A 24600-nucleotide genomic window follows, 5' to 3' on the forward strand; every position below is an offset into this window, starting at 1 on the left:
GCGGCCGTCGCGTTGAAATGAGCGGGAGCCTTTCCGCCTTGAGGCCGATCCTGAAGCGGCTGCCGGCCCAGATCGCCATCGAGGCGCGTCTCGATCCGGCGCCGGTTGCCAAATTCTCTTCATTGCATGCGAGTGGAGAGATCCAGCTCAACGGGAACGGCAGCTATCAGATCAAGGGCGGAAAATTCGAGATCGGCGACCAGAGCTTCCAGATGGACGCGCTCTTCCAGCCCGGGGCGCGGCATCGCTTCTTCGCCGACCTGGCGGCAAAGCGCGTCGATATCGACGCCTTGAGCGATATTGGAAAGGGTGGTTCCAGCGCGGGCAAGGTTTCGGCCGGCTCCGGCGAGCCCGACCTCGCGATGCTCTCTGCGTTCGACGCCGACATCAGCGTTGCCATCGATGAATTGGTCGGCGGCAAGATACGGGCTTCCGATGTCCAGCTCGCCGCGACGCTGCGCGACGGACATCTCGAGGCAAAGCTGGAGCACTTCGGCCTCGATGCGGGAAGCGTTACCGCGAAAGCCTCGACGAATGTCGGTGAAACGCCTCCGACCATACGCGGCAATATTGCGAGTTCAGGGCTGGATATCGGCTCTGTAGCGAAGCTGGCCGGACAATCCGTGCCGTTGTCCGGCAAGCTGACCGCCGATATGGGGTTCGCTTTTCGCGGACTCACCGCAGAGCGCATACGCAGCAGCGCCAATCTGCAGGGAACGGTTGGAATTCGGGAAGGCAAGCTTCCGCTTGCAGCACTTGCCGACGCCACAACGGCCGACGACATCACCGGGCTTAATCTTGATGCGAAGGTTCGCGATGTCGGCAAGCCGGTCGATTTGACGGGCAAGCTCGTCTGGCGGGGACAGGCCGTGACGTTCAAGTCCCAGCTCGCACCTGCATCCTTTCTGGCCAGCGGCTCCGTTGCCGATGCGTCCGGGCCGATCAGCCTTTCGGTTTCCTCCAAGTACCTCGAAGGCAGCATAAGCGGCGCTGCCGGGGGCGGCGGCACGTTCAAGGGTCAGGTTTCGGCCACATCGGCCTCGGTCGACAAGCTTATGCAATGGCTGGGGCAGAGTGCTTCCCACGGTCTGCGAGACTTTGCCTTCAAAGGTGACGTGGACGCCGGGCCAGGACAGCTTTCCTTTCAGAAAACCTCTGTTGCCTTGAACGGGGTCAAGGCGTCGGGCCAGGGCTCGATGAAACTTGGGGCGCCCCTCAACATCCGGACGTCTCTCAATTTCGCGAAGCTTGACTTCGCGGCGTTCGCCGGCGGCGGCGAGCCTGCCACGGGCGGAAAGCAGAAGCCGAACGGCGCCACCGACGCGCCGATCGATCTCTCCTTCCTCAAGGGAATTGACGCCAAGGTGGACATCCAGGCCGACAAGCTCGGCTATGGAAAGGTCTTCGCCGGGCCGGTGGCCACCACTCTGGTGGTTGCTGATGGCAAGGCGCACCTGAACGTGCCGCAAAGTCCCTTCTACGGCGGCACGATTGCCGCGGAGATGACAGCCGACGGCTCGAAGGACGCCGCTTCCCTGACCCTGAACACTGCGATCGCCGGTGCGGCCGCCGCTCCCTTGCTCCATGATGCTGCGAATTTCGACCGCATCGAAGGAACGCTCAATGCGACGGTCGCGGTTTCAGGCTCGGGAAAGACCACGAAATCGCTTGCCCGCTCCCTTGGCGGCAAGGCGGCGGCAAAATTCGGCGACGGCGCCTTCCGCGGCATCGACGTAGCAGAGGTCTACAACAACCTGGTCGGGCTGCTTTCCAGCGGCTTCAAGCAGGATCAGACCAAGAAGACGACGTTCACCGAACTCGGCGCCTCTTTTGCCATCGAGAACGGCGTCGCGCAGACGACGGACATCAGCCTGCTGGGTCCGCTGGTGCGAATGGACGGCTCGGGCAAGATAGACTTCGCCGACCAGACGCTCGACATCCGTCTCAACCCCCGCGTCGTTGCCTCGCTTGCCGGGCAGGGAGGCGACGTTGCCGTGAAGGGCATCGGGGTGCCGATCGTGGTCCAAGGCCCGCTGTTTGCGCCTCGGGCCTATCCGGACCTGAGCGCATTGGCCAAAGACCCGCAGGGCGCGCTGGATATGTTGAGCCGCCTTGGGCTGCCGACCGGGAAACTCAATCTCGACAAGCTGATCCCCGGCCAAACGGGCTCGAACGGCGACGGTTCCGGCAAGGGAGCGGCGGATCTGATCGGCGATCTTCTGCGCAACGCCGCACCCCGGCCCAAAGCGCCGCCCGCGGCTCCGGAACCCGCCGTGGCGCCAGACACCGGCAATACGGATAATGCGCCGCCGCCAGGTTCGAACGCCGGCGGCGAGGCCGAAGCAGAGATCACCGCGCCGGCGGCTGAACCTGCTTCCGCCGACCCGCAGGCCGCCCCTGTTTCGCCCGAAGCGCCAAAGAAAGGGGAAATCGACACGCTTCTCGATCAGTTGGCCAATTAGCAGTGCAGGGTGGCCTCCGCTCGCGGGATGATGTGAAAGAAAGCGGCCGCTATGGTTGCGTCAGCCTGACGCCGGCGCAATACATGATCTAACGCTCATATGTGCGGCCGCAAATCAAAGTGATCTCGGCCGCCGCAAATCGTCCCCAATCAGGACGTTCTTCCGGCCTTAATCTGCACAGATTGGAGAGGCCGATGAAATTGTCTGTTCTTGCCCTTGCCGGCACCATGCTGGCGGTGATGCCAGCGGTAGATGCGGCGCCGATGATTGGCATGCCGGCCAGGAATGGCCTGGTCCAGCAGGCGCATGTCACATGCGCCTACCTGACCGAGGACGGCTACTGCGTGCGGCCGCACAAGAAGCACAAATACTGGAAGCGCCACCACTACGACCGGCCTGCCTATCGCACCTATGAGCGTCAGCTACCGGACGAGGATTATTGGCGCTATCAGCGTCCGCGGCCGATCATCCGGGTCGTTCCCGACTATCCGCAGGACGAAGACAATTGGGATGACTGGGACGATTGAGGCGAGCCGCCCTTCATTGGCAAGCGGGATGCCTGCAGGCCCGCTATTCATCAGAGCGGACACCCCCGCCATTGGTCTGGCAGGTCGGCGGAGAGGTCGATGAAACTCGCCGTCTGGCCTGCCCGGCGCGACCTTGTCGTTGACATTGCGCGCCCGGGCACGCCTGAACCGGCCCATCCGGGAATAACGGATGGAGTTGGGGCTCCTACCTCTTCAGCGCGATGCTCATGCCGCTGAGGTCGGCGTTGACCTGCAGGCCCACCTGCCGGCCGGTGAGCTCGAGCTGGGCGCCCTTGTCATTGGTCATGACGATCACCTGGGCGCCTCTGCCGAGCGCGCCGCCGCCGCCGGCCGCGCCGTAGACGCCCGTCACGTCGCTGGCGCGCCGGATATGGCGCACCCTGCCCTGAAAATAGGTCTTGGACGCGCCGAAGGCGAGGCCGCCCGATACGCCGCCGACCGAGATCGGATACCGTTTGCCATGGAAGGTCAGCGTGCCTTCGCCGCCGGAGCCGCCGATGAAGAAGGCCGCCTTGTAGACGGAGAAGCGGATCGTGCCGCTGTCGGCATGCGCGGCGCTGGCAATGCTGACGCCCGCCGCGGCGATTGCCGCAACCGCGACTGAACGGAACCTGGACGAAATCTTCATGATGGGGACCTCCTCAAGCATCGCCGCTTGCCCAGCCGGCTGGGCACATCAGCTTCAAAAGTATAGCTGAACCGTCTTGCCCCACCATTGGTTCCAAGCACGCGGCCCGAAATCCGGCGGCCACAAAATGCTGAACGAGGAAGGCAACCGCGCGCGAGAGGCACATGCGTGTGCTGGCTGGTGGAGCTGAGGGGGATCGAACCCCTGACCTCATCATTGCGAACGATGCGCTCTCCCAGCTGAGCTACAGCCCCGTTCCAGCGGATCGGCTTGTATCGGTCGCGGCCGTTTCATGTCAAGGCGAAAGACCGGCAGGCGACGAGCACGCTGACTGGTAGGCCTTGCCCGCCAGTCAAGCCCGCGGGCCTTGCCCGCACGCCAAGCAATGGCTACATGTCGGCGACAATTTGGAGACCGGCATGATCGCCCTTATTCAGACCATCGTCATGGCGCTTGATATCTACTGGTGGATCATCATCGCCTCGGCGATCTTTTCCTGGCTCTACGCCTTCAATGTCGTCAATTCGCGCAACCAGTTCGTCGGCAGCGTGGGCAACATGCTCTACCGGCTGACCGATCCGGCATTGCGCCCGATCCGCCGCTTCATGCCCGATCTCGGCGGCATCGACATTTCGCCGATCATCCTGCTTCTGATCATCTTCTTCATCCGGCAGTTCCTGGTCACCACCGTCTGGTCCTGGGTCGTGACCGGCGGCTGATGAGCACGCCGTTTCGGCAGCGCGAGAACGGCATCGACCTCCTCGTGCGGCTTACGCCAAAAGCGGCGCTCGACCGGATCGACGGCGTCGAGACCGCTGCCGACGGGCGCAGTCATCTTAAGGCCCGCGTCCGCGCCGTGCCGGAGAACGGCGCCGCCAATCAAGCGCTGGAACGGATGATGGCGAAGGCGCTGGGTGTTCCAGTGTCGGCCGTTTCGGTGGTTGCCGGCGGGACATCGCGACTGAAGACGCTGCGGGTCGTGGGGGAAGGGGCCGAGCTGGCGAAAAGCGTCGAGGCTCTGATCGGATAATGTAAATTTGAGACGCAGGCTGGACAGCGCCCCCCTCTGTCCTGCCGGACAGAGGCTACAGCATGCACACATTTCCAGGCGGCTGGCCTTCGATAGCGTGCGTAGCAGCTTGGCGCTTGTGTTATCCTATGCTGCGCTGGTCGACCCCCACTCCGTCTCGGCTTCGCCGAGCCACCTCTCCCCCGATCGACGGGGTAGAGGAAAGGCGCCAAGCTTTTTAGCCATCAACTGTCGTCCAGCGAGGCTCCCTTCCTTTCCCTCCGGAGGGGGGAAGGTGGCGCTGCGAAGCAGCGACGGATTGGGGGAACCACCTGGCAATCAAGCCTCGGCCTGATCAGGAGCGCCAGTCACAGAAGATGCGCATAGAGTAGCGGTCAGAGGAGGGCGCAAGGGATTGTCAGCGCTGACGGCGCAAGCCGCTGCGACCGCTCAATCGCCCAGCGGCAGCTTCGGATCGTCGACCTTCAGCGTGTTCACGCTTTGCTTGATGCGGCGCAGATTCTCCAGCACTTTCGGCCCGCGCGCTTCCGCGACCGTGGTGGCGATCATGTCGAGGATGGCAAGCAGCGCGTAACGCGACGAGGTCGGCTTGTAGATGTTGCCGTCCTCGACGGACTGCAGAAGGATGACCGTGTCGGCGACCTTGGACAAGGCCGAATCCGGCGCGGTGATGGCAACGGTCGCCGCACCATATTGCTGTGCGACCTCGACCGCCTCGATCACCGAGCGCGCATAGCCCGAGACGGAGAAGGCAAGCAGCGTCGTCTCGGGCGTCGCCACCGCGGCATACATGCGCTGCAGCTGGCCGTCGGTCTGGGCGAGCGCCGACAAGCCGAGCCGGAACAGCCGGTTCTGCATCTCGGTCGCCATCATCGAGGAGATGCCGCCTGAGCCGATGCACAGCACATTGCCGGAAGCCGCGATGCGGGCGGCGACGTCCATCAGCGTCGTCATGTCGAGGTTTTCGCTGGCGCGCTGGATGGCGGCGATCGCCGCCTCGGTGATCGCCGAGGCGATGCGCTGCTCGCGCGCGTCGCGGCTGAGCGGCTCCGGCGACAGATACTGGCCGCCGATGGCGATCGCTTGCGCCAGGTAGAACTTGAAATCGCGAAGACCCTCGCAGCCGAGATTGCGGCAGAAGCGGGTGACGGTCGGCTCGCTGACGCCGACGCGCGCGGCGATCTCCGAGATCGCGGCCTTCGAGGCGAAATCGAGGTCGGAAAGCACCAGCCCGGCCAGCCGGCGGTCCGACTTGGTGCCGTCCTGCGATATCAATTGCAGGCGGGTGATGATGTCGGCCGGGGTCTTCATGTCATCATCTCACAGCGGCAGGCCCGTCGCCTTGTCGAAGAGGTGGATGTTGCGCGGGTCGACGCTCACCGGCAGCCGGTCGCCGGGCTTCACCTGCAGCCGGTCGCGGAACACCGCGCGCACCGTGTCGTCGCCGACCGAGCCATAGACATGCGTTTCCGAACCGGTCGGCTCGACGACGTCGACCTTGATGGCGAGGGCATCGTCGCCGGCGACGACCACGAAATGCTCCGGCCGGATGCCGGCCTCGACCATCTCACAGCCGGACATAGCCTTGCCCGGGAGCGCCAGGCGGCCGCCGCCTGTCGTCTCGAACCAGGACTTGGCTCCAGCGGTCTTCAGCGCGCCGGAGACGAAGCTCATCGAAGGCGAGCCGATGAAGGCGGCGACGAATTTGTTGGCCGGCCGGTCATAGAGCTCCAGCGGCTGCCCGACCTGCTGGATGCGGCCGCGATCCATCACCACGATGCGGTCGGCCATGGTCATTGCCTCGATCTGGTCGTGGGTGACATAGACGATGGTCGATTTCAGCCGCTGGTGCAGCGCCTTGATCTCGGTGCGCATCTGCACGCGCAGCTGCGCGTCGAGATTGGAAAGCGGCTCGTCGAACAGGAAGACCGAAGGCTCGCGCACGATAGCGCGGCCCATGGCGACGCGCTGGCGCTGGCCGCCGGACAATTGCCTCGGATAGCGGTCGAGATAGGAAAAGAGGTTCAGCACGCCCGACGCCTTCTTGACCTTGTCGTCGATCGCGGCGCGCGTCTCGCCGCGGATTTTCGGGCCGAAGCCGATATTCTCCGAGGCCTTCAGATGCGGGAACAGCGCGTAGGACTGGAACACCATGGCGATGTTGCGTTTCTGCGGCGGCAGCTCGTTGGCGCGCGTGCCGCCGATGACGAGGTCGCCGGAGGTGATCGTCTCCAGCCCTGCCAGCATGCGCAGCAAAGTGGACTTGCCGCAGCCGGACGGGCCGACCAGCACGACGAACTCGCCGGTCCGGATGTCGAGGTCGATGTCCTCGAGGATTTTGTGCTGGCCATAGGATTTCGACAGGTTGCGGAACTGGACGTCGGTCATAGTCACGCTCCCAATATGTCGTCGATGAAAGGCAGGTAGCCGGCTGTCAGTCCCGCGTCCACGGGCACCACGGCACCTGTTATGCCGGAAGCGCGCTCGGAGGCAAGGAAGGCGACTGCCTCCGCCACTTCCGACGCGTTGACGATGCGGCCGAGCGGATAGAGCCGCTTGAGCCGGCCTAAGATCTCGGGGTCCTTGGCCAGGCGATGGTCCCAGGCGGCGGTGCGGATCGAGCCCGGACAGACGACATTGGCACGCAACCCGCTGCGGCCCAGCTCGACGGCGATCGATTTGGCGTAGGCGTTGATGCCGGCCTTGGCCGCCGCATAGGCCGGATTGCCGAAATGCGCGATGGCGTTCACCGAGGAGATGAAGACGACGCTGCCCGCGCCGCGCTCGGACATCGCCTTGATCAGCGGATCGGCGAAAGTCATCACGCCGGTCAAATTGAGGCCGAGCTCCTCTTCGATTTTGTCCGCCGTCAGCGCCTTCAAGGTCTCGGCGCGCGTCCAGCCGGCATTGTTGATCAGGATGTCGGGGACGCCATCCTTGTCGAGCAGCGCCGGGATAGCCGCTTCGATAGAGGCCCGGTCGAGCAGGTTGAAGACATGGCGCGACGCGATATGCGGGCTGGCCAGAGCTTCCACCGACTGGTCGCAGCCGACGACGCGCGCGCCGCGCTCGGCCATCAGCTCGACGATCGCCGAACCGAGGCCGCCGCCGGCGCCGGTGACGACAACGGTTCTGCCCTCGAGATCGGCCTTTGATACCACGATGCGCGCTCCTCCGCCGTGCCAGACAGCGAGGGAACGCTATCCAACAAAATGTAATTTAGCAACATGATAAACTGCTTGCATTGGGCATAACCCTCGATAATGTAGGAAAGTAACATAAATCCTGTGCCTCTAAGGCCAGGCGCGAATGCGGATCAATGGGAGAGATCAGATGAGCCTTGCGAAATGGACTGTCGGCCTGTTGGCCGGAATGAGCATGCTGGCTTTGGCGGCACCTGCTGATGCCGGCGAGGTGCGCGTCACCGTCGCCGAGTACAGCGCCAAGACCGGCCCCTATTTCGAAGCGGTGAAGAAGGAGTTCGAGGCGGCCAATCCCGGCATCACCATCAAGTACGAAGTGGTGCCGTGGGACGTGCTTTTGCAGAAACTCACCACCGACATCACCGCCGGCACCAACGCCGACCTTTCGATCATCGGCACGCGCTGGCTGATCGACTTCGTCCAGCAGGATGTCGCCGAGCCGCTCGACAGCTACATCACGCCCGAGTTCAAGGACCGCTTCATCGACACCTTCCTGCAGCCCTCGATCATGGACGGCCACACTTACGGCCTGCCAATCGCCGCCTCGGCGCGCGCCATGTATTACAACAAGGAGCTGTTCGAAAAGGCCGGCATCGCCAAGCCGCCGGCCACCTGGACCGAGCTGCAGGAGGACGCGCGCAAGATCAAGGCTCAAGGCGCCTTCGGCTACGGCCTGCAGGGCAAGGAGATCGAGACCGACGTCTATTACTATTACGCGATGTGGTCCTTCGGCACCGAGATCCTCAATAAGGACGGCACATCCGGTCTGAGCACGCCCGGCGCGCTCGAGGCCGCCAAGCTCTACAAATCAATGATCGACGAGGGCCTGACCGAGCCAGGTGTGACCTCCAACAACCGCGAGGACGTGCAGAACCTGTTCAAGCAGGGCAAGGTCGGCATGATGATCACCGCGCCTTTCCTCTCCAACCAGATCAAGGAAGAAGCGCCGAAGCTGAAATACGGCGTCGCCGCCATCCCCGCCGGCCCGACCGGCGCGCGCGGCACCTATGGCGTCACCGATAGCATCATCATGTTCAAGAACTCCAAGAACAAGGACGAGGCCTGGAAGCTGCTCGACTTCCTGTTCACCAAGGAGCAGCGCGCCAAGTTCACGCAAGGCGAAGGCTTCCTGCCGGTGAACAAGGAAGAGGCCAAGATGGACTATTACGTCAACAATGCCGACCTCGCCGCCTTCACCGCGCTTCTGCCCGACGCCCGCTTCGCGCCGGTCATCCCCGGATGGGAAGAGATCGCCCAGATCACGTCGGACGCCATGCAGAAGATCTATCTCGGCAGCGCCACGCCGGAAGCGGCCTTGAAGGACGCGGCGGATAAGGCGAACGCCGTTCTGAAGAAGAAATAAGGGCGTATCTCCCTGCGCCCGTGGCGCGCTCCACCCGTCGGAGCGCGCCACACCTTTTTGGAACCTACGTCGGCGCCGCCCCAGCCAGCCTCCTTCCTCTCCCTCCGGAGGGGGGAGAGGTGGCTCGGCGAAGCCGAGACGGAGTGGGGGAACCACATGGCAACCGCCGCGAACGGACATACGAAGGGCACTCGGCGCAAGCATCGCCTGCCTTGCGCCAAGGGTCGACCCCCACTCCGTCGAGCTGCGCTCGACACCTCTCCCCCGATCGACGGGGGAGAGGAAGGGCTCTTCCGCAACTGCCGCGGAGGACAGGCAGACAGGTGAGGGGCGGCGCCTGGAAGGAATTCGAAACTGAGCGCCTGGCAAGACAGATGAGAATTGGCACCCCCCTCGAAGCCTCGCAACGCGATACAAACCAGCCGATGCAAAATCGTTTCCTGCCCTATCTGCTGACGCTGCCCAGCCTGTTCCTGGCGGCGGTGGTGATTTTCTGGCCGGTCTGGGACCTGATCCAGATCTCGACGCATAACGTCAACCGCTTCGGTCAGTTGCGCGAGTTCAGCGGTCTCGCCAATTTCGCGGCGCTCGCCGCCGATCCCGATTTTGTCGCCGCGCTCTGGCGCACCGCGCTGTGGACGGTGCTGGTCGTCGGCGGCGCGCTGCTTTTGTCGATCCCGGTGGCGATCATCCTCAATACGGACTTCTACGGCCGCGGCCTCGCCCGCGTCATCATCATGCTGCCCTGGGCGGTGTCGCTGACCATGACCGCGGTGGTCTGGCGCTGGGCGCTCAACGGCGAGAGCGGCATGCTGAATTCGGCGCTGACGAAGCTCGGCCTGATCAGCCAGAACATCCAGTGGCTGGCCAGCGCCGAAACCGCCTTCCCGATGCAGGTGCTGATCGGCATATTGGTGACCGTGCCCTTCACCACCACCATCTTCCTCGGCGGCCTGTCCTCCATCCCCGACGATCTCTATGAGGCGGCAGCACTCGAGGGCGCCACGCCCTTGCAGCAGTTCCGCGAGATCACCTTTCCGCTCCTGAAGCCGTTCATCAACATCGCGATCGTGCTCAACACCATCTATGTCTTCAACTCCTTCCCGATCATCTGGGTGATGACACAAGGGGGGCCGGCAAACTCGACCGACATATTGGTGACCCATCTCTACAAGCTCGCCTTCCGCATCGGCAAGCTGGGCGAGGCATCAGCCGTGTCGCTGGTGATGTTCGCGATCCTGCTCGTCTTCACCATGATCTATGTGCGCCTCGCCATGCGGGAGCAGCGGGCATGAACAGCAAGATGAAACGCACCATCATCGCCTGGCTGCTGCTTGCACCGTTGGTCGCGGTGACGATCTTCCCCTTCGCCGTGATGTTTCTCACCGCCGTCAAGCCGCGCACGGAGGTGCTGACGCCCACCTGGTGGCCGAGCGAGTTCCGCTGGTCGAATTTCGCCGACATGTGGGTAGCAACCGGCTTCGGCCAGGCGCTCGTCAACTCGCTCTATGTCTCGGCGCTGGCGACAATCGGCGCGATCCTGATCTCGGTGCCGGCCGCCTACGCCATGTCGCGCTTCCGCTTCGGCGGCTATGGCGCCTTTCGCCAGTTCCTTTTGATCTCGCAGATGATATCGCCGATCGTGCTGGTGCTTGGCCTGTTCCGGCTGATGGCGGCCTGGGGCCTGGTGGAGAGCACCACCGCGCTCGGCTTCATCTACATGGCCTTCAACGTCGCCTTCACGGTCTGGATGCTGCAGAGCTATTTCGACACAATCCCGCGCGACCTTGAGGAGGCCGCCTGGATGGAAGGCGCCGGGCGCTGGCTCACCCTGCGTAAAGTGTTCCTGCCGCTCTGCCTGCCGGCGATCGCGGTGACGGCGATCTTCACCTTCATCAACGCCTGGAACGAGTTCGTCGTGGCGCTCACCATGCTGCGCAGCCAGGAAAGCTACACGCTGCCGATCCAGGTTTTCTCGCTGGTCGCCGGCCGCTATACGATCGAATGGCACCATGTCATGGCGGCCACGTTGCTGGCGACACTGCCGGTGGCGATCCTCTTCATCTGGCTGCAGCGCTATCTCGTCCGCGGATTGGCGCTCGGGGCGGTCAAATAGCTATCCCCGCAATTCCAGGAAAAGTGCGCAGCGGTTTTCCGTCCGGAATTGCGAAAAACAAAAGGTCATCACGGAGCCTTCATGCGCATCTTCACCGCCTCGCTGGCGACGGAAACCAACACCTTCTCGCCGGTGCCGACCGACCGGGCTTCCTTCGAGATGGCCTTCTATGCCGGCCCCGGAAAACATCCGGAGACGCCGACGCTCTGCTCCTCGCCGATCGTGGCGCTGCGCAAGCGCGCCGCGAAGGAAGGGCTGACCGTCATCGAAGGCACCGCCACCTGGGCCGAGCCCGGCGGCCTGGTGCAACGGCAGACCTATGAAGCGCTGCGCGACGAGATCCTCGATCAGCTCAAGGCCGCCTTGCCGGTCGATGCGGTGATCCTGGGATTGCATGGCGCCATGGTGGCGCAAGGCTATGACGATTGCGAAGGCGATCTCCTGGAGCGCGTGCGCGCCATCGTCGGGCCGAAAGTGGTGATTGCCTCGGAGTTCGATCCGCACAGCCATTTGACGCCGAAACGCGTCGCAGCTTGCGACATCATGGCCTACTTCCTCGAATTCCCGCACACCGATTTCTACGAGCGCGGCGAGCATGTGGTCGAGCTCGGCCTCGCCGCGGCGCGCGGCGAGATCAAGCCGGTGATCTCGACCTTCGACTGCCGCATGATCCAGGTGCTGCCGACCAGCCGCGAGCCGATGCGCTCCTTCGTCGACAGGATCAAAGCCCTGCATGGTAAGGACGGCGTGCTGTCGGTCTCGGTCATCCACGGCTTCATGGCCGCCGACGTGCCGGAAATGGGCACGCGCATCCTGGTCGTCACCGACAATGACAAGGAAAAGGGCGACAAGCTCGCCGAGACGCTCGGGCGCGAGCTCTATGACCTGCGCGAGAAGACCGCCATGACGATGCTGTCTGCATCCGCCGGCATCGAGCAGGCACTAGCCGTGCGCGCCGAGCGCCAGGACAAGCCGGCGGTCATCGCCGACATCTGGGACAATCCGGGCGGCGGCGTGCCGGGCGACGGCACAATCGTGCTGCGCGAGCTGCTTTCGCGCGGCGTGGGCAAGGTCGGCGTGGCAACGATCTGGGATCCGGTCGCGGTCACCTTCTGCCACGCGGCCGGCGAGGGCGCGGTCATCGACCTGCGCTTCGGCGGCAAGGCCGGCCCCCAGGCCGGCGAGCCGATCGATGCGCGCGTCAGGGTGCTGAAAGCGGTCGGCGAAGGCTGGCAGAGCTTCGGGCCGAGCCGCGTGACGCTGGGGCCATCGGCGGTGGTGCGCATCGAGCGCACCGAGGTTGATGTCATCTTGAACACCAACCGCACCCAGACCTTCGAGCCAGATATCTTTTCCAACATCGGCATCGATCCGTTGTCGAAGGACGTCCTCTTGATCAAGTCGACGAATCATTTCTACGCCGGCTTCGCGCCGATCGCCGCCGAGATCATCTATGTCGCCGCGCCGAGTTCCTACCCGAGCAATCCGGCGGTGACGGATTATACCAAGCTGACGCGGCCGATCTGGCCGAGAGTGGCTGATCCTTGGCGCGCTTCCCCTTCTCCCCTTGTGGGAGAAGGTGGCCGCGAAGCGGCCGGATGAGGGGTGTTCCAGCGGATGAGGCGCTGGCGTTCCCTGGAGCACCCCTCATCCGTCTCGGCGCTGCGCGCCGATCCACCTTCTCCCACAAGGGGAGAAGGAAAAAAGGCGCTACACCAGCCCTCGCTTCGCCATCATCGCCTCAGGCGACGGCATTTTCCCCCGGAATGCCGTGTAAAGCTCCTCCGGATCCTTCGACCCGCCCGCGGCATAGATGTTCTTCCGCAGCCGCTCGGCGAGTTCCGGATTGAAGGCATCGCCCGTCTCCTCGAAAGCCGAGAAGGCGTCGGCGTCGAGCACTTCCGACCACATGTAGGAATAATAGCCGGCTGAATATCCGTCGCCGGCGAAGACATGGCCGAAATGCGGGGTGCGGTGGCGCATCGCGATCGTGTCGGGCATATGCAGCTTTTCCAGCGTTTCCGCCTCGTATCGAAGCGGCTCGGCGGGCGCGTCCGGCCGCGCGTGATAGGCCATGTCGATCAACGCCGAGGCGGTGAACTCAACCGTGGCGAAACCGGCGCCGAAGGTGCGGGCGGCGAGCATCTTGTCGAGCAGCGCCTTCGGCATCGGTTTGCCCGTCTTGACGTGCAGCGCATGCTTTTCCAGCACCGCCGGCACGGTCAGCCAGTGCTCATAGAGCTGCGAGGGCAGTTCGACGAAGTCGCGGCTGACCGAAGTGCCGGAGACCGACGGCCAGGTGACGTCGGTCAGCATCCCGTGCAGCGCATGGCCGAACTCGTGGAACAGCGTCTTCGCCTCGTCGACCGACAGAAGCGCCGCCTCGCCGGCCGGCGGCTTGGCGAAATTCATGATGTTGTAGATCACCGGCTTGGCGCCCGGGCCAAGCTTATAGCCCGACCGCAGCGCGCTCATCCAGGCGCCGGAGCGTTTTGAGGGCCGCGCGAAATAATCGGCGAGGAACAGGCCGCGTTCGCTGCCGTCGGCATTCTTCACCACGAAAACACGCGCATCGGGATGCCAGGCTGTTATGCCCTTCTTCTCTTCGAAGGTAATGCTGAACAGGCGTGTCGCGACATCGAAGCAGGCTTCGATGACACGTTCGAGCTGCAGGTAAGGCTTCAGCTCCGCCTCATCAAAGGCGAATTTCTCGGCACGCAGCTTCTCCTGGTAGAAGCGCCAGTCCCAGGCCGCGAATTTCTCGTTGCTGCCGGCTTCCGCGGCCAGCCGCTCCAGCTCCTTCTGGTCGGCGGCCGCTTTTTCCAGGGCTTTTTCCCACACCGGATCGAGCAGCTCGTGCACGGCCCTCGGCGTCTTCGCCATCGTGTCGTCGAGCTTCAGCGCCGCGAAAGAATCGTAGCCCAGCAGCTTCGCCTTCTCGGCGCGCAGCTTCAGCATGTCGCGCACCACATCGGTGTTGTCGGAGGCGCCGCCATTCTGGCCGCGCATGATGAAGGCTTTGAACGCGATCCAACGCAGGTCGCGGCGCTCCGAGAAGGTCGAGAACGGCTCGTAGATCGATCGCGACAGCGTCACCGCATAGCGGCCCTTCTGGCCGCGCATCTCGGCCGCTTCCGCCATGGCGCTCTTCAAAAAGTCCGGCAGGCCGGCAAGGTCGGCCTCGTCGAGGAACAGCGCCCAGTCGCGCTCGTCGGCGAGCACGTTCTGGCCGAATTTGGTGCCGAGCGAGGAGAGTTCCTCGTTGATTGCCGCGAGCCGCTTCTTGCCGTCGGCATCGAGCTTGGCGCCCGAGCGGACAAAGCCCTTCCAGGTCTTTTCCAGGACACGCAGCGTCTCGGCATCAAGCTTGAGGCTGTCGCGCCGCTGGTAGAGATCGTCGATACGGGCAAACAGTTTTTCGTTCATCGAGATCGCCGAGAAATGCCGCGACATCTTTGGCGAAACCTCGCGCTCCATCGCCTGGAGCGTGTCGTTGGTATGAGCGCCGGCACGGCACCAGAAGATCGACGAGACACGGTCGAGCGCCTCGCCGGCAAGCTCGAGCGCGGCAAGCGTGTTCTCGACGGTCGGCATCTCGCTGTTGCCGGCGATCGCGTCGATCTCGGCCTGATGCGCCGCCAGCGCCGCGTCGAAGACCGGCCCGAAATCATTGTCGCCGATTCGCGAGAAATCCGGCAGGCCTAGCGGCCCTTGCCAGACGGTCAGCGGATGGGCGGCGAGATCGACGGTTTTTGACATGGACAGATCCAATAGGGGAGTTCGGTGAATTGGGAGCGGCAGGCTGCCCCGGATGTAGGACGATGCTACGCAGCGCGCAACAAGGGTCGCTCCATGCTTCGCCTTAGACCGTTCAAGGGACAAGGCGGTTCGCCGTTTTCCCTGAAACGGTGAAATGCGCTGGTTCATCGCAAACGCTGGAGATTGGCTGAAGCCTCTCAACCTCGTCATCCACGGGCGGAGCGACGCGAAGCGGAGCGCAGACCCGAGGATCCATTCCGTGACCTTGGCCGAGGAACGCAGCGGAGCAGAATTCTGCACGTGGCAACGCTCGGAAGTCACGGAATGGATTCTAGGGTCTGCGCGCGTCGCTTCGCTCCTTGCTCCGCCCTAGAATGACGACCTGACAAGCGCGTCAGCCAATCTTCAAGCATGCCGCCTACCAACACAAACACTAATAGCCGCTGCAATCCTGCGCCACCGCCGTCTGCGTGCTGACGACGATGCGCCCGCCAGCGATGGTAAAAGTCTCGCGCATCAGCATGTCGTTGCTGGGGAAGTCGTAGCAGGCGAGCACCGTGGTCTCGCCATTCTCGCTCTTTTCAATGCGATGACGGATCGCGGCGCCCGTCACCGCGCCCTGCCATTCGTCGATCGAGGCGATGAAATCCTGTTTGGTCTGCACGACGCCGATGTCGTCCAGCTTCATGCGCACGTCGTCGGCAAGCAATTCGAACAATTCGGCCCTGTCGGCGGTCAGCAGCGCCGAATACCAGCGATCGATGATGGCGCCGTCATCGGCGCTGGCGCGGGCGACCGTGGACATGAACAGCGCCGCCGCGAGAAAGAACCTCCACCGGCTCCGGTGCATTATCCCTCCGTCACAACTCAGGCCGCTCGAAATCGCCGGTTTCCTTGTTCATCACCCACAGCTCCCCGGTCGAGATGTCGAACCATGCGCCGTAGAGCGAGAGCTTGCCCTTGCCTTCGAGGATCGAGACGCAGGGAAAGGTCCTGAGATTGGCGATCGAATAGCGGACTGAAATACGCTCCAGCGCCGTCTGGCGCTCGGTCGCCGTCATCATGGTACTGGAGGCCACGGTCTCGGCGGCCGGCGCGATCAGGCTCATCCATTTGCCGATGAAGTCGCCGGGCGACAGGGGCGAGGAATTGGTGTCGAGCGCGGCACGGATGCCGCCGCAGCGGCCGTGGCCCATCACCACGATGTTCCTCACCTTCAGGCTCTGCACGGCGAATTCGAGCGCGGCCGATGTCGAGTGATATTCGCCGTCCGGCTCGTAGGGCGGCACCAGATTGGCGACATTGCGCAGCACGAAGAGCTCGCCCGGCCCGGCGTCGAAGATCGCCTCCGGGGCTGAGCGGGAATCGCAGCAGGCGACGATCATCGTTTCCGGCGCCTGGCCTTCGCGCGCCAGAGAGCGATAGCGGTCGCTTTCCGAGGGATAGCGGCCGGCCATGAAGTTGCGATAGCCGGCGAGGAGGTGCTCAGGGAGGTGAGGCATGGGCGGCGTCTGGGCCCTTTCCGGGTTGGATGCGCACGAATGTGGGTGTTCGAGCGATGTCTGCCTGAAGTCTGACAAAGCCTCTAGCGGCAAAAGTCGGTCGCGAGCAATGCCGAATTGCGGATGAGCCCGTCGCAATCGCGATGCGGCATTCATGGCTTCGTCACACCCAGATGGCAACGGGAATGCCGAAACGATCCACCAGCGGCGGATCAGGCGAAGGCCGCGCCTCGCCGCCGGCGATACGCCCGGCAATCAGCATCATCGCCGCCGCGTCGAGGAAGTCGTCGCTCGCCGCGCCCCGCGGCGGCGCCTGATCGAGGAAGGCGTTTTCGTAGCCGTGCCGGCAAAGCAGTGCCTTGCGCTCCTCCATGCCGGCCGGGTTAACCGCTCCCTTGATCTTCTTCGGCAAGGCCATCGCCGTGCCGCCGTTCAGCCGGCAGAACGCCACTTCCGGATGCGATTCGAAGATGCGGCCACGCAAATCGGGCCGCGAGATCAACAGCTGATCGATCTCACGGATCTTCGAAAAGATGCCGAAGGCCTGGATGGAAACGCCGCGCGGCGGATCCGAGGTTGCCAATGCCGCCGCGCTTGCCAGCCGATGCGCGGCATGCCAGGCCTCGATCGTGGTGAAGTCGCTGGTATCGGCATAGAGTGCCGCCCGCGAGGGGATGGCGAACACGCTGGATTGCCGCGCCCCGAGCAGCGGCCGCACCAGCGCCTCCGGCCCGCGGCCTCCCTTGCGCGAAAAATCCGGCAGGCCGATCGGCATGTCGACTGCGATCGTGGCATCGGGCAGCGCGTCGAGCAGCGCCTGGAAGCTTGGGAAGACCGAGACCGATGGCACGGCGTCCGCTTGGCGGTGGACAGCGATCCAGCCGGCCTTGCAGCCGTCGACGCCTGCGAGCTTCACGCCCGCTTGTCCCGCCCGGGATGCAAGAGATGGCGCAACTGCACCATGGCCATGGGGTGCGACAGGCTCTGCGCGTCGGTTTCGAGCTGCAGCTCGTCGCCGCCGCGCTTCGCGGTGCGAGCGAGGATCTCGTAGACGGCGGCGGTGGTCGATTGCAGCGCCTTGACCGGCGGCTGGCCGGACAGAACGCGCGCCAGATAGACGGCCGCAGTCAGGTCGCCAAGCCCGTTCGGCGGCTTCTCGATCACGCGGTGCTCGGCAAGCAGCGCCTGGCTGCCGTCGAGCAGGAAATTGCCGGTGCCGCCCGCCATCATCGCGGGCGCCGAGGTCACCAGCATGGTCGAAGGCCCGGCATGAAGTGCCGCCGCCGTCACCGCCTTGATGTCGGGCAGCGGCGCGCCCGCCATCCATTCCAGTTCATAGCGGTTCGGCGTGGCGATATCCGCGATCGGCATCAATTTGTCGCGCATGGCGACGGCCGTCGGCTCGGGCACGTAGAGCCCGCCCGAATCGCCCATCACCGGGTCGCAGATGTAAAGCGCGTTCGGCGTCTTTTCCTTGACGGCGGCGACCAGCGAGGCGACCGCGTCGGCCTGGCCGGCCTCGCCGAGATAGCCCGACAACACGGCCCTCACCTCGCCCAACCAGGGCGCGCGCTCGAGATCGGCCATCAGCGCCTTGAACTGATCGAGCGGCGGAACGATGCGCGTGGCCCGGCTGTGGCCCGGATGCCAGGGCAGGATGACGGTCGGCACCGCCCAGACCGGGAAGCCCAGCGTCTCCAGCGCGAAGACGGCGGCGCGGTTGCCGACCGAACCGCGGGCGACATGGCTGGAGATGACGATGACCGCGCGCGGCGCGTCGATTTTTTCTGCACTCATGGAAATCTGTTCCTAGCCGCCACGCGTTGCGGCATACACCAGCCAGGCCAATAGCCCAATGGCAATGAGGAAGCCGAGCGTTCGGCCAATGCGGGTTCCCCAATATTCGATGGGATCGGTGCGGTCGGTGTCGGCGGCGGTCACGCGGTCACGCGCGTCCTTCGCCGTGCGGACGATGAACGACGCGCCGCCCGGCTCCGTCTCGCGCGCCACGCGTTCGAGGATGCGGCGCGATTCGGTCTCGTCGTCCCGGCGCTCGGCCATGGCAATTGCCTTTCCTGCCCGGACCTTAGAGCAATTCCAGGAAAAGTGCGAAGCGTTTAGGCTCGGCTTACTTCGCCGTAGCCTTCCGGCCGGAATGGCGTCAAACAAGACGATCAAATCCTGTTCGCTCGACTATTCACAGGGGCTCGCGCCCGAGCCGGAGCAGGCGTCATCGGCCGGACATTTTCTTACGCGTGGATTGTGGTAATGCTTCGCGCGCAACTTCTGTCGAGGGACCAATCATGATTGCCGAGCGCCTCTCACTAGCCTCCCCCTTCCGCAGCCTTGCCGCCTTCCTGATGATGGTTTTCGTGCTGCCGCTGCTTGCCGGCTGCGGCTACAACACCATCCCGACGGCGGAAGAGAACGCCCATGCGGCCTGGAGCGAGGTGCTCAACCAGTATCAGCGTCGTTCCGACCTGATCCCGAACCTGGTCGAGACGGTGAAGGGCTATGCCTCGCATGAAAAGGATACGCTCGACGCGGTCGTCCAGGCGCGCGCCAAGGCAACGCAGATCACGGTGACGCCCGACACGCTGAAGGATCCCGAGGCGCTGAAGAAGTTCCAGGATGCCCAGGCCGGGCTGACCAGCGCGCTGTCGCGGCTGATCGCGGTGTCGGAAGCCTATCCCGACCTCAAGGCGAACCAGAATTTTCTCGCGCTGCAAGCGCAGCTCGAAGGCACCGAGAACCGCATCGCGGTGGCGCGGCGCGATTACATCCAGGCGGTCAGGGACTATAATCTGACGCTGAGGACCTTCCCCTCGGTCCTGTGGGCGACCTTCTGGTTCCGCGGCAACGAGCCCTTCGCGAACTTCACCGTCGAGGAAGACAAGATGCAGGTGCCGAAGGTCGATTTCGGCACGGGCACCACCAAGCAGGGCGGGTGAGAAACTCGGCTGAAAATTAATCGAGCTTGCAGGCCAGAGGGGGGTGCCTCGCGGCCACCTCGCCTTTGTCGGACTTCTTGCCTTTCTCCTCCTCCTCCCCCTCGCCGCCCTCGCCGCCGACCTTCCCGCCCTCACCGGCCGCGTCGTCGACAATGCCGGCATCATCGATGCCGGCACGCGCGCGGCGCTGACGCAGAAGCTCGCCGACTTCGAGACAAAAGGCTCCGACCAGATCGTCGTCGCCACCATACCCAGCCTCGGCGGCGAGGAGATCGAGCCTTACGCCAACCGGCTGTTCCGCTTCTGGAAGCTCGGCCAGGCCAAGGAAAACAACGGCGTGCTGCTCTTGGTCGCGCCCAACGACCGCAAGATGCGCATCGAGGTCGGCTACGGGCTGGAAGGCACGCTGACCGACCTGCACACCAAGCTGATCATCGAGAACGACATGGTGCCGGCCTTCCGCGCCGGCGATTTCTCCGGCGGCATCACCAAGGCCGTCGACGACATGATCATGGTCCTGGAGGGCAATCCGGAGGAGCTGGAAGCGCGCGGCAAGCGCAACGAGCAGGCGCCGTTCAATTCAGACGACCTGTTCTTCGCCATCTTCATCACCATCTGGGCGCTGATCTTCTTCGGCGGCATCGCGATGACGGTGCTGCCGCCGATCTTCGGCCAGAAGATCGGACCCGGCCGCTATCGCTGGCTGGGGATGACTTTCGATCAGAACCGGCGCTCTTCCTCGGGCGGCTGGTCGTCCGGGGGCGGAGGCTGGTCGTCGGGCGGCGGTGGCTGGTCCTCGGGCGGCGGCGGTGGCGGGTTTTCCGGCGGCGGCGGCTCGTCCGGCGGCGGCGGCTCTTCGGGAAGCTGGTGAGGCATCATGGCAACGCGACCGATCACCGCCGAGGACCATGACCGCATCGCCGAGGCGATCCGCGCCGCCGAGTTGAAGACCGACGGCGAGATCTACTGCGTCGTCGCTCGGGCCAGCGACGGCTACTTCTTTCCGGCCGCGTTCACGACGACGATCGGCGTGTTCGTCGCCAGCCTTGCCGTCGCCTATGGGCTGGAGGCATGGTGGCTGTCCATACGGCTGCCGCATTTCGTGCTGGCGCAAGCGCTGGCGCTGACCTCGGCGCTCGTTTTGCTCTGGTTCCTGCCCACCTTGCGCATTCATTTCGTGCCGAGAAGGCTGCGCTATCAGGCGGCGCACGACAATGCGATGAAGCAGTTCCTGGCCCGCAACGTCCACCGCACGAGCGCGCGCACCGGCGTGCTCATCTTCGTCTCCGTTGCCGAGCGCTATGCCGAGGTCGTCGCCGATTCCGGTATCGACGCCAAGGTCGGCCAGCATGTCTGGGACGGCGTGGTGGGCGATCTGACCAGACATGCCGGTGACGACCGGCTGGCCGACGGCTTCGTCAAGGCTATCGGCACGGTCGGCGCGGTGCTCGCCGAGCATTTCCCGGTCACCGAAGGCGACACCAACGAGCTCGATGATCATCTCGTCGAAATCTGACTAGTTCCCGTATTGGGATCTTGACCGGTCGGCTCTGTTGCGTCGGCAGGCGACACGCCTTGGAGATTGGCCGAAACGCCCATCGCGATCGTCATTCTAGGGCGGAGCAGGAGCGGAGCTCCGTCGCGAAGACCCTAGAATCCATGCCGTTACCTTCGCCACAGCGTGCAACGGAGCAGAATTCTGCGCCGTGGCAACGCCTTAAGGTCACGGCATGGATTCTAGGGTCTGCGCCGCGTCGCTTCGCTCCTTGCTCCGCCATAGAATGACGAGGTTGGGCGGCTTCAGCCAATCTCCGGCGTTTGCGCTGATTTTACGGAAATGAACGCCTCGTCGGCGCACCCACCTTTCGCCTGTGCGAAAGCGAGGAGGCATGTTGGCGGACTCTTTGCAATTGCCCGAGGCGGGTTTATGGTTAACCAACCATGAACACGCTGACGATCGACATCCGGAAGGCAGAACCGCGCGACGCGAGCGCCATCGCCGAGGTGCACCAGCAGGCCTGGCGCGGCGCCTATTCGGGCATCATCCCGCATCGCACGCTGACCTCGATGATCAACCGTCGCGGCGTCGATTGGTGGGCCAACGCGATTCGCCGCGCCGCCACCGTGCTGGTCGTCGAGATCGGCGGAACGGTCGCCGGCTATGCCACGATCGGCAAGAACCGCGCCCGCGAACTCCGCCAGCAGGGCGAGATCTACGAGCTCTATCTTCGTCCGGAATATCAGGGCATCGGGCTCGGCAGCCGGCTGTTCAAGGCGGCCAAGGCCCGGCTCGCCGACCACGGCCTGCGCGGCCTGGTGGTCTGGGCGCTGGAGGACAATCACAACGCCTTGGCCTTCTACGCCGGCAATGGCGGCCGCGATATCGCCGAAGGCGTCGAGGTCTTCGAGCAGAAGGCGCTCAAGAAAGTGGCTTTCGTCTGGAATGACTGACGTCGCCTAGGTTACACGCCATCACAAACTGTGCGCTTCCATTGGCGTTCAGTGCCATTCGCCGCATTGCACCATGACGTTTCGCCCGCTATCGGTCTTGCAATCGAGAGAGGGATTTAGCCATGCGTATCGAAGCCGTGCCCACAGGAAAGAACCCGCCTGAGGACGTCAACGTCATCATCGAGGTGCCGATCGGCGGCGAGCCGATCAAATACGAAATGGACAAGGAGGCCGGCACCCTGTTCGTCGACCGCTTCCTGCACACCTCGATGCGCTATCCGGGCAATTACGGCTTCGTGCCGCACACGCTGTCGGGCGACGGCGACCCGATCGACGTTCTGGTCTGCAACACCCGGGCGCTGGTGCCGGGCTGCGTCATCAATGTGCGGCCGATCGGCGTCTTGATCATGGAAGACAATGCCGGCCAGGACGAGAAGGTGATCGCCGTTCCCTCGCCCAAGCTGACGCTGCGCTACGAGAACGTCACCGAATACACGCATTTGCCCGAGATCACGCGCCAGCAGGTGCAGCACTTCTTCGAGCACTACAAGGATCTCGAGCCCGGCAAATGGGTCAAGATCGAGGGCTGGCACGATTCCAAATATGCCAAGAAGATGATCGTCGACGCGATCGCGCGCGCCAAGACAGCCAAATAAGACTACCGAACGGCCTTCTCGCCGCCGGCCGCCGTGATCACCCCGACGATGATCAGCCCGGTCAGCACCAGCCGCACGCCGGCGCTGACGCCGAACGTGTTGAGCATGGTGAGCAGGAGCACCAGGAACAGGCCGGCGCCCCAGACGCCCGGCACATTGGCCTTGCCGCCGGCGACCGAGGTGCCGCCGATGACCACGACCGCGATCGAGGCGAGCAGGTATTCGTTGCCGATATCGACATTGGCGCCGCGGAAATAGCCGGCAAGCAGCGCCCCGTCGATGCCGCCCAGCGCGCCGCACAGCGTGTAGGTGAGGAAGCGGATGCGACCGACATGGACGCCGGCAAGCCAGGCGGCGCGGATGTTCTGGCCGATCGCCAGCACCGAGCGGCCGTAGATCATGCGCTGCAGCGCCAGCGCGGCGCCTATGGTGAAGATCACCGTCAGCATCGCCAGCACCGGAATGCCCAGCACCTGCCAGTTGGTGAAATCGGCAAAGCCCGGCGGCGGCTTGATCTGCAGGCCGCGGCCGTAGCTGATGTCGACCGACTGGATGATGAAGCTCGCCGACAGCGTCGCGATGATCGGCGGGATGCGCAGCGCCCAGATCAGCAGATAGTTGATCGCGCCGATCGCAGCACCGCAGGCAAGTGCCGCCAGCAGCCCGACGACGATCATGGCGTCGCTGCCGCCCATCACCTTCATGGCGACCGCGCTGGCCAGCCCGATATTGGCCGGCAGCGACAGGTCGACATTGCCGGGTCCCAGCGTGATGACGAACATCTGGCCGACGCCGACGATGACGGTGAAGACGGCAAGCGAGAGCGCCGCCGTGACCATGCCGCCGGCGCCGTAGCCGCCAGTGAAGGCAATCGTCGCCAGCCAGACGACCAGAGCGCCGACGAACGACCAGATCCAGGGTTTTTCAAGCAGCGTCCGCACCAAGGTCATCGCTCACCGCTCCCTGCGGCTGATCAGCACCCGCGCCGCCAGCACGATGATCAGGATCGCTCCGTTGGCGGCCACCTGCCAGTCGGGCGGGATGTGCATGAAGGTCAAGAGCGGCGAGGCGGCCAGCGCCAATGTCAGCGCGCCGAGGACGGCGCCGATCGGCGACACCCGGCCGCCGACGAACTCGCCGCCGCCGAGAATGACACCGGCGATCGAAAGCAGCGTATAGCCATTGCCGATATTGGCGTCGGCCGAGGTGGTGATGCCGATCAGCGCCATGCCGGAGAGCACGCCGAACAGGCCGGTCAACGCGAACAGCACGACCTTGGTCTTGAGCAGCGACCAGCCGGCGCGCCTCAGCGCCGCGGCATTGCCGCCTGAGCCGCGCAGGATGACGCCGTAGGACGTGCGCATCAGGCCGAAATGCACGACCGCGGCGATCAGCAGCGCGGCAAGGATCGGGAACGGAATGTAGGGCGGCTTGAACGACAGGATCGACAGCAGCCAGTCCGGCGCCTTGCCGCCGGGCTTGGGCAGGATCAGGATCGCAAGCCCCTGCCAGACGAAGCTCATGCCGAGCGTCACCACGATCGAAGGCAAATTGCGCAGGTGGATCAGCGCGCCGAGCAATGCATAGACGCCGATCGAACCCATGAGCACGAGAATGCCGAGGAGCGGCGCGTCCCGCAGCCATGTCGCGGTGACGCAGCCGACGAATCCGACGAACGTCCCTATCGACAGGTCGAGCTCGTTGCCGGCGATGACGAACATCTGCGCGATCGTCGCCAGCGCGATCGGGATCGCCAGGTTGAGCATCAGGTTGAAGCCGAAATAGCTGATGGCGCGCGGGTTGAGCCAGGCAATCGCAATCAGCACCAGCGCCAGCGACAAAGCCGGCAAAAGGCCGCGCAGCATGCGCGCCCGGGCGGCGCTGCCGCGCGGCGAGGCTTTCGGAACGGTGCCGGGAGCGATCGCTGTCAT

At 64.3% G+C, this 24600-nt stretch carries 25 protein-coding genes and 1 tRNA gene; 13 read left to right on the top strand and 13 right to left on the bottom strand.

Annotated elements, in window-relative coordinates; all coding sequences use genetic code 11:
* Positions 1-212 precede the first annotated feature (212 nt).
* Together LB520_RS27670 and LB520_RS27675 are read left to right on the top strand one after the other, a co-directional pair.
* A complete protein-coding gene (locus tag LB520_RS27670) occupies positions 213-2462 on the top strand; it encodes an AsmA family protein (RefSeq protein WP_224640079.1) in 2250 nt (749 codons plus the stop codon).
* 194 nt (positions 2463-2656) lie between these two features.
* Positions 2657-2989, top strand: coding sequence for a hypothetical protein (locus tag LB520_RS27675; protein WP_224640045.1), 333 nt, complete (start codon positions 2657-2659; stop codon positions 2987-2989).
* 205 nt (positions 2990-3194) lie between these two features.
* Here LB520_RS27675 and LB520_RS27680 read toward each other — a convergent pair whose 3' ends face one another.
* Both LB520_RS27680 and LB520_RS27685 read right to left on the bottom strand, forming a co-directional pair.
* Entirely contained in the window at positions 3195-3638 is a 444-nt protein-coding gene (locus LB520_RS27680) for a hypothetical protein (RefSeq protein ID WP_224640046.1), read from the bottom strand.
* Between the two features lie 178 nt (positions 3639-3816).
* A tRNA-Ala gene (locus tag LB520_RS27685) sits at positions 3817-3892 on the bottom strand.
* Positions 3893-4057: 165 nt separating this feature from the next.
* On the opposite strand from LB520_RS27685, the gene LB520_RS27690 reads away from it, so the two are divergent.
* Both LB520_RS27690 and LB520_RS27695 read left to right on the top strand, forming a co-directional pair.
* Positions 4058-4357, top strand: coding sequence for a YggT family protein (locus tag LB520_RS27690; protein ID WP_135888880.1), 300 nt, complete (start codon positions 4058-4060; stop codon positions 4355-4357).
* Positions 4357-4668 (top strand): DUF167 family protein, encoded by a 312-nt coding sequence (locus tag LB520_RS27695; protein ID WP_224640047.1) that lies wholly within the window; start codon positions 4357-4359, stop codon positions 4666-4668. Before LB520_RS27690 ends, LB520_RS27695 begins: the two co-directional genes overlap by 1 nt.
* Positions 4669-5097: 429 nt before the next feature.
* Here the strand turns inward: LB520_RS27695 and LB520_RS27700 are convergent, their stop codons facing one another.
* The 3 genes from LB520_RS27700 to LB520_RS27710 are packed head-to-tail and all read right to left on the bottom strand — an operon-like array spanning position 5098 to position 7829.
* Positions 5098-5979 carry a MurR/RpiR family transcriptional regulator gene (locus LB520_RS27700; protein ID WP_224640048.1) on the bottom strand — a complete coding sequence of 294 codons (882 nt, stop codon included), beginning with the start codon at positions 5977-5979 and terminating at the stop codon, positions 5098-5100.
* Positions 5980-5988: 9 nt separating this feature from the next.
* The gene (locus tag LB520_RS27705) at positions 5989-7056 is read right to left on the bottom strand and encodes an ABC transporter ATP-binding protein (protein WP_224640049.1); all 1068 of its coding nucleotides are present in this window, start codon (positions 7054-7056) and stop codon (positions 5989-5991) included.
* A gap of 2 nt (positions 7057-7058) precedes the next feature.
* The gene (locus LB520_RS27710; RefSeq protein ID WP_224640050.1) at positions 7059-7829 is read right to left on the bottom strand and encodes an SDR family oxidoreductase; all 771 of its coding nucleotides are present in this window, start codon (positions 7827-7829) and stop codon (positions 7059-7061) included.
* 172 nt (positions 7830-8001) lie between these two features.
* On the opposite strand from LB520_RS27710, the gene LB520_RS27715 reads away from it, so the two are divergent.
* The 4 genes from LB520_RS27715 to LB520_RS27730 all read left to right on the top strand — a co-directional run bounded on the left by LB520_RS27715 (position 8002) and on the right by LB520_RS27730 (position 12952).
* Positions 8002-9234, top strand: a complete 1233-nt coding sequence (locus LB520_RS27715) for an ABC transporter substrate-binding protein (protein ID WP_224585055.1) — start codon at positions 8002-8004, stop codon at positions 9232-9234.
* A gap of 425 nt (positions 9235-9659) precedes the next feature.
* A complete protein-coding gene (locus tag LB520_RS27720) occupies positions 9660-10529 on the top strand; it encodes a carbohydrate ABC transporter permease (protein ID WP_224640051.1) in 870 nt (289 codons plus the stop codon).
* Positions 10526-11350: a carbohydrate ABC transporter permease gene (locus LB520_RS27725; RefSeq protein ID WP_224640052.1), complete on the top strand. Its 825-nt coding sequence runs from the start codon at positions 10526-10528 to the stop codon at positions 11348-11350. Before LB520_RS27720 ends, LB520_RS27725 begins: the two co-directional genes overlap by 4 nt.
* An 81-nt stretch (positions 11351-11431) precedes the next feature.
* Positions 11432-12952, top strand: coding sequence for a M81 family metallopeptidase (locus tag LB520_RS27730; RefSeq protein WP_224640053.1), 1521 nt, complete (start codon positions 11432-11434; stop codon positions 12950-12952).
* 108 nt (positions 12953-13060) lie between these two features.
* Here LB520_RS27730 and LB520_RS27735 read toward each other — a convergent pair whose 3' ends face one another.
* The 6 genes from LB520_RS27735 to LB520_RS27760 all read right to left on the bottom strand — a co-directional run bounded on the left by LB520_RS27735 (position 13061) and on the right by LB520_RS27760 (position 18672).
* Positions 13061-15109, bottom strand: a complete 2049-nt coding sequence (locus LB520_RS27735; RefSeq protein ID WP_411969964.1) for a M3 family metallopeptidase — start codon at positions 15107-15109, stop codon at positions 13061-13063.
* A gap of 433 nt (positions 15110-15542) precedes the next feature.
* On the bottom strand, positions 15543-15914 hold the full coding sequence (locus LB520_RS27740) for a nuclear transport factor 2 family protein (RefSeq protein ID WP_224640054.1): 372 nt from the start codon (positions 15912-15914) through the stop codon (positions 15543-15545).
* A 55-nt stretch (positions 15915-15969) separates the two neighbouring features.
* The gene (locus LB520_RS27745; RefSeq protein WP_095769607.1) at positions 15970-16611 is read right to left on the bottom strand and encodes a carbonic anhydrase; all 642 of its coding nucleotides are present in this window, start codon (positions 16609-16611) and stop codon (positions 15970-15972) included.
* A 163-nt stretch (positions 16612-16774) separates the two neighbouring features.
* Positions 16775-17527, bottom strand: a complete 753-nt coding sequence (locus LB520_RS27750) for a DUF429 domain-containing protein (RefSeq protein ID WP_224640055.1) — start codon at positions 17525-17527, stop codon at positions 16775-16777.
* Positions 17524-18408 (bottom strand): pyridoxal kinase PdxY, encoded by an 885-nt coding sequence (pdxY, locus tag LB520_RS27755; protein WP_224611041.1) that lies wholly within the window; start codon positions 18406-18408, stop codon positions 17524-17526. Before pdxY ends, LB520_RS27750 begins: the two co-directional genes overlap by 4 nt.
* Positions 18409-18420: 12 nt before the next feature.
* A complete protein-coding gene (locus LB520_RS27760; protein WP_224640056.1) occupies positions 18421-18672 on the bottom strand; it encodes a hypothetical protein in 252 nt (83 codons plus the stop codon).
* A 242-nt stretch (positions 18673-18914) separates the two neighbouring features.
* Between LB520_RS27760 and LB520_RS27765 the strand changes: the two genes are divergently transcribed.
* The 5 genes from LB520_RS27765 to ppa all read left to right on the top strand — a co-directional run bounded on the left by LB520_RS27765 (position 18915) and on the right by ppa (position 22669).
* Positions 18915-19562 carry a LemA family protein gene (locus tag LB520_RS27765; RefSeq protein WP_224640057.1) on the top strand — a complete coding sequence of 216 codons (648 nt, stop codon included), beginning with the start codon at positions 18915-18917 and terminating at the stop codon, positions 19560-19562.
* 43 nt (positions 19563-19605) lie between these two features.
* On the top strand, positions 19606-20433 hold the full coding sequence (locus tag LB520_RS27770; protein WP_224640058.1) for a TPM domain-containing protein: 828 nt from the start codon (positions 19606-19608) through the stop codon (positions 20431-20433).
* A 6-nt stretch (positions 20434-20439) separates the two neighbouring features.
* On the top strand, positions 20440-21078 hold the full coding sequence (locus LB520_RS27775) for a TPM domain-containing protein (protein ID WP_224640059.1): 639 nt from the start codon (positions 20440-20442) through the stop codon (positions 21076-21078).
* A 425-nt stretch (positions 21079-21503) separates the two neighbouring features.
* Positions 21504-22013: a GNAT family N-acetyltransferase gene (locus tag LB520_RS27780; protein WP_040991512.1), complete on the top strand. Its 510-nt coding sequence runs from the start codon at positions 21504-21506 to the stop codon at positions 22011-22013.
* A 122-nt stretch (positions 22014-22135) separates the two neighbouring features.
* The gene (gene ppa, locus LB520_RS27785) at positions 22136-22669 is read left to right on the top strand and encodes an inorganic diphosphatase (RefSeq protein ID WP_095769600.1); all 534 of its coding nucleotides are present in this window, start codon (positions 22136-22138) and stop codon (positions 22667-22669) included.
* A 2-nt stretch (positions 22670-22671) separates the two neighbouring features.
* On the opposite strand, the gene LB520_RS27790 is transcribed toward ppa, so the two are convergent.
* Both LB520_RS27790 and LB520_RS27795 read right to left on the bottom strand, forming a co-directional pair.
* Entirely contained in the window at positions 22672-23619 is a 948-nt protein-coding gene (locus tag LB520_RS27790; protein WP_224640060.1) for an ABC transporter permease, read from the bottom strand.
* A 3-nt stretch (positions 23620-23622) separates the two neighbouring features.
* A complete protein-coding gene (locus LB520_RS27795) occupies positions 23623-24600 on the bottom strand; it encodes an ABC transporter permease (protein ID WP_224531917.1) in 978 nt (325 codons plus the stop codon).

Origin of the sequence: Mesorhizobium sp. CA12, from assembly GCF_020165255.1 — a bacterium.
Lineage (GTDB): Bacteria > Pseudomonadota > Alphaproteobacteria > Rhizobiales > Rhizobiaceae > Mesorhizobium.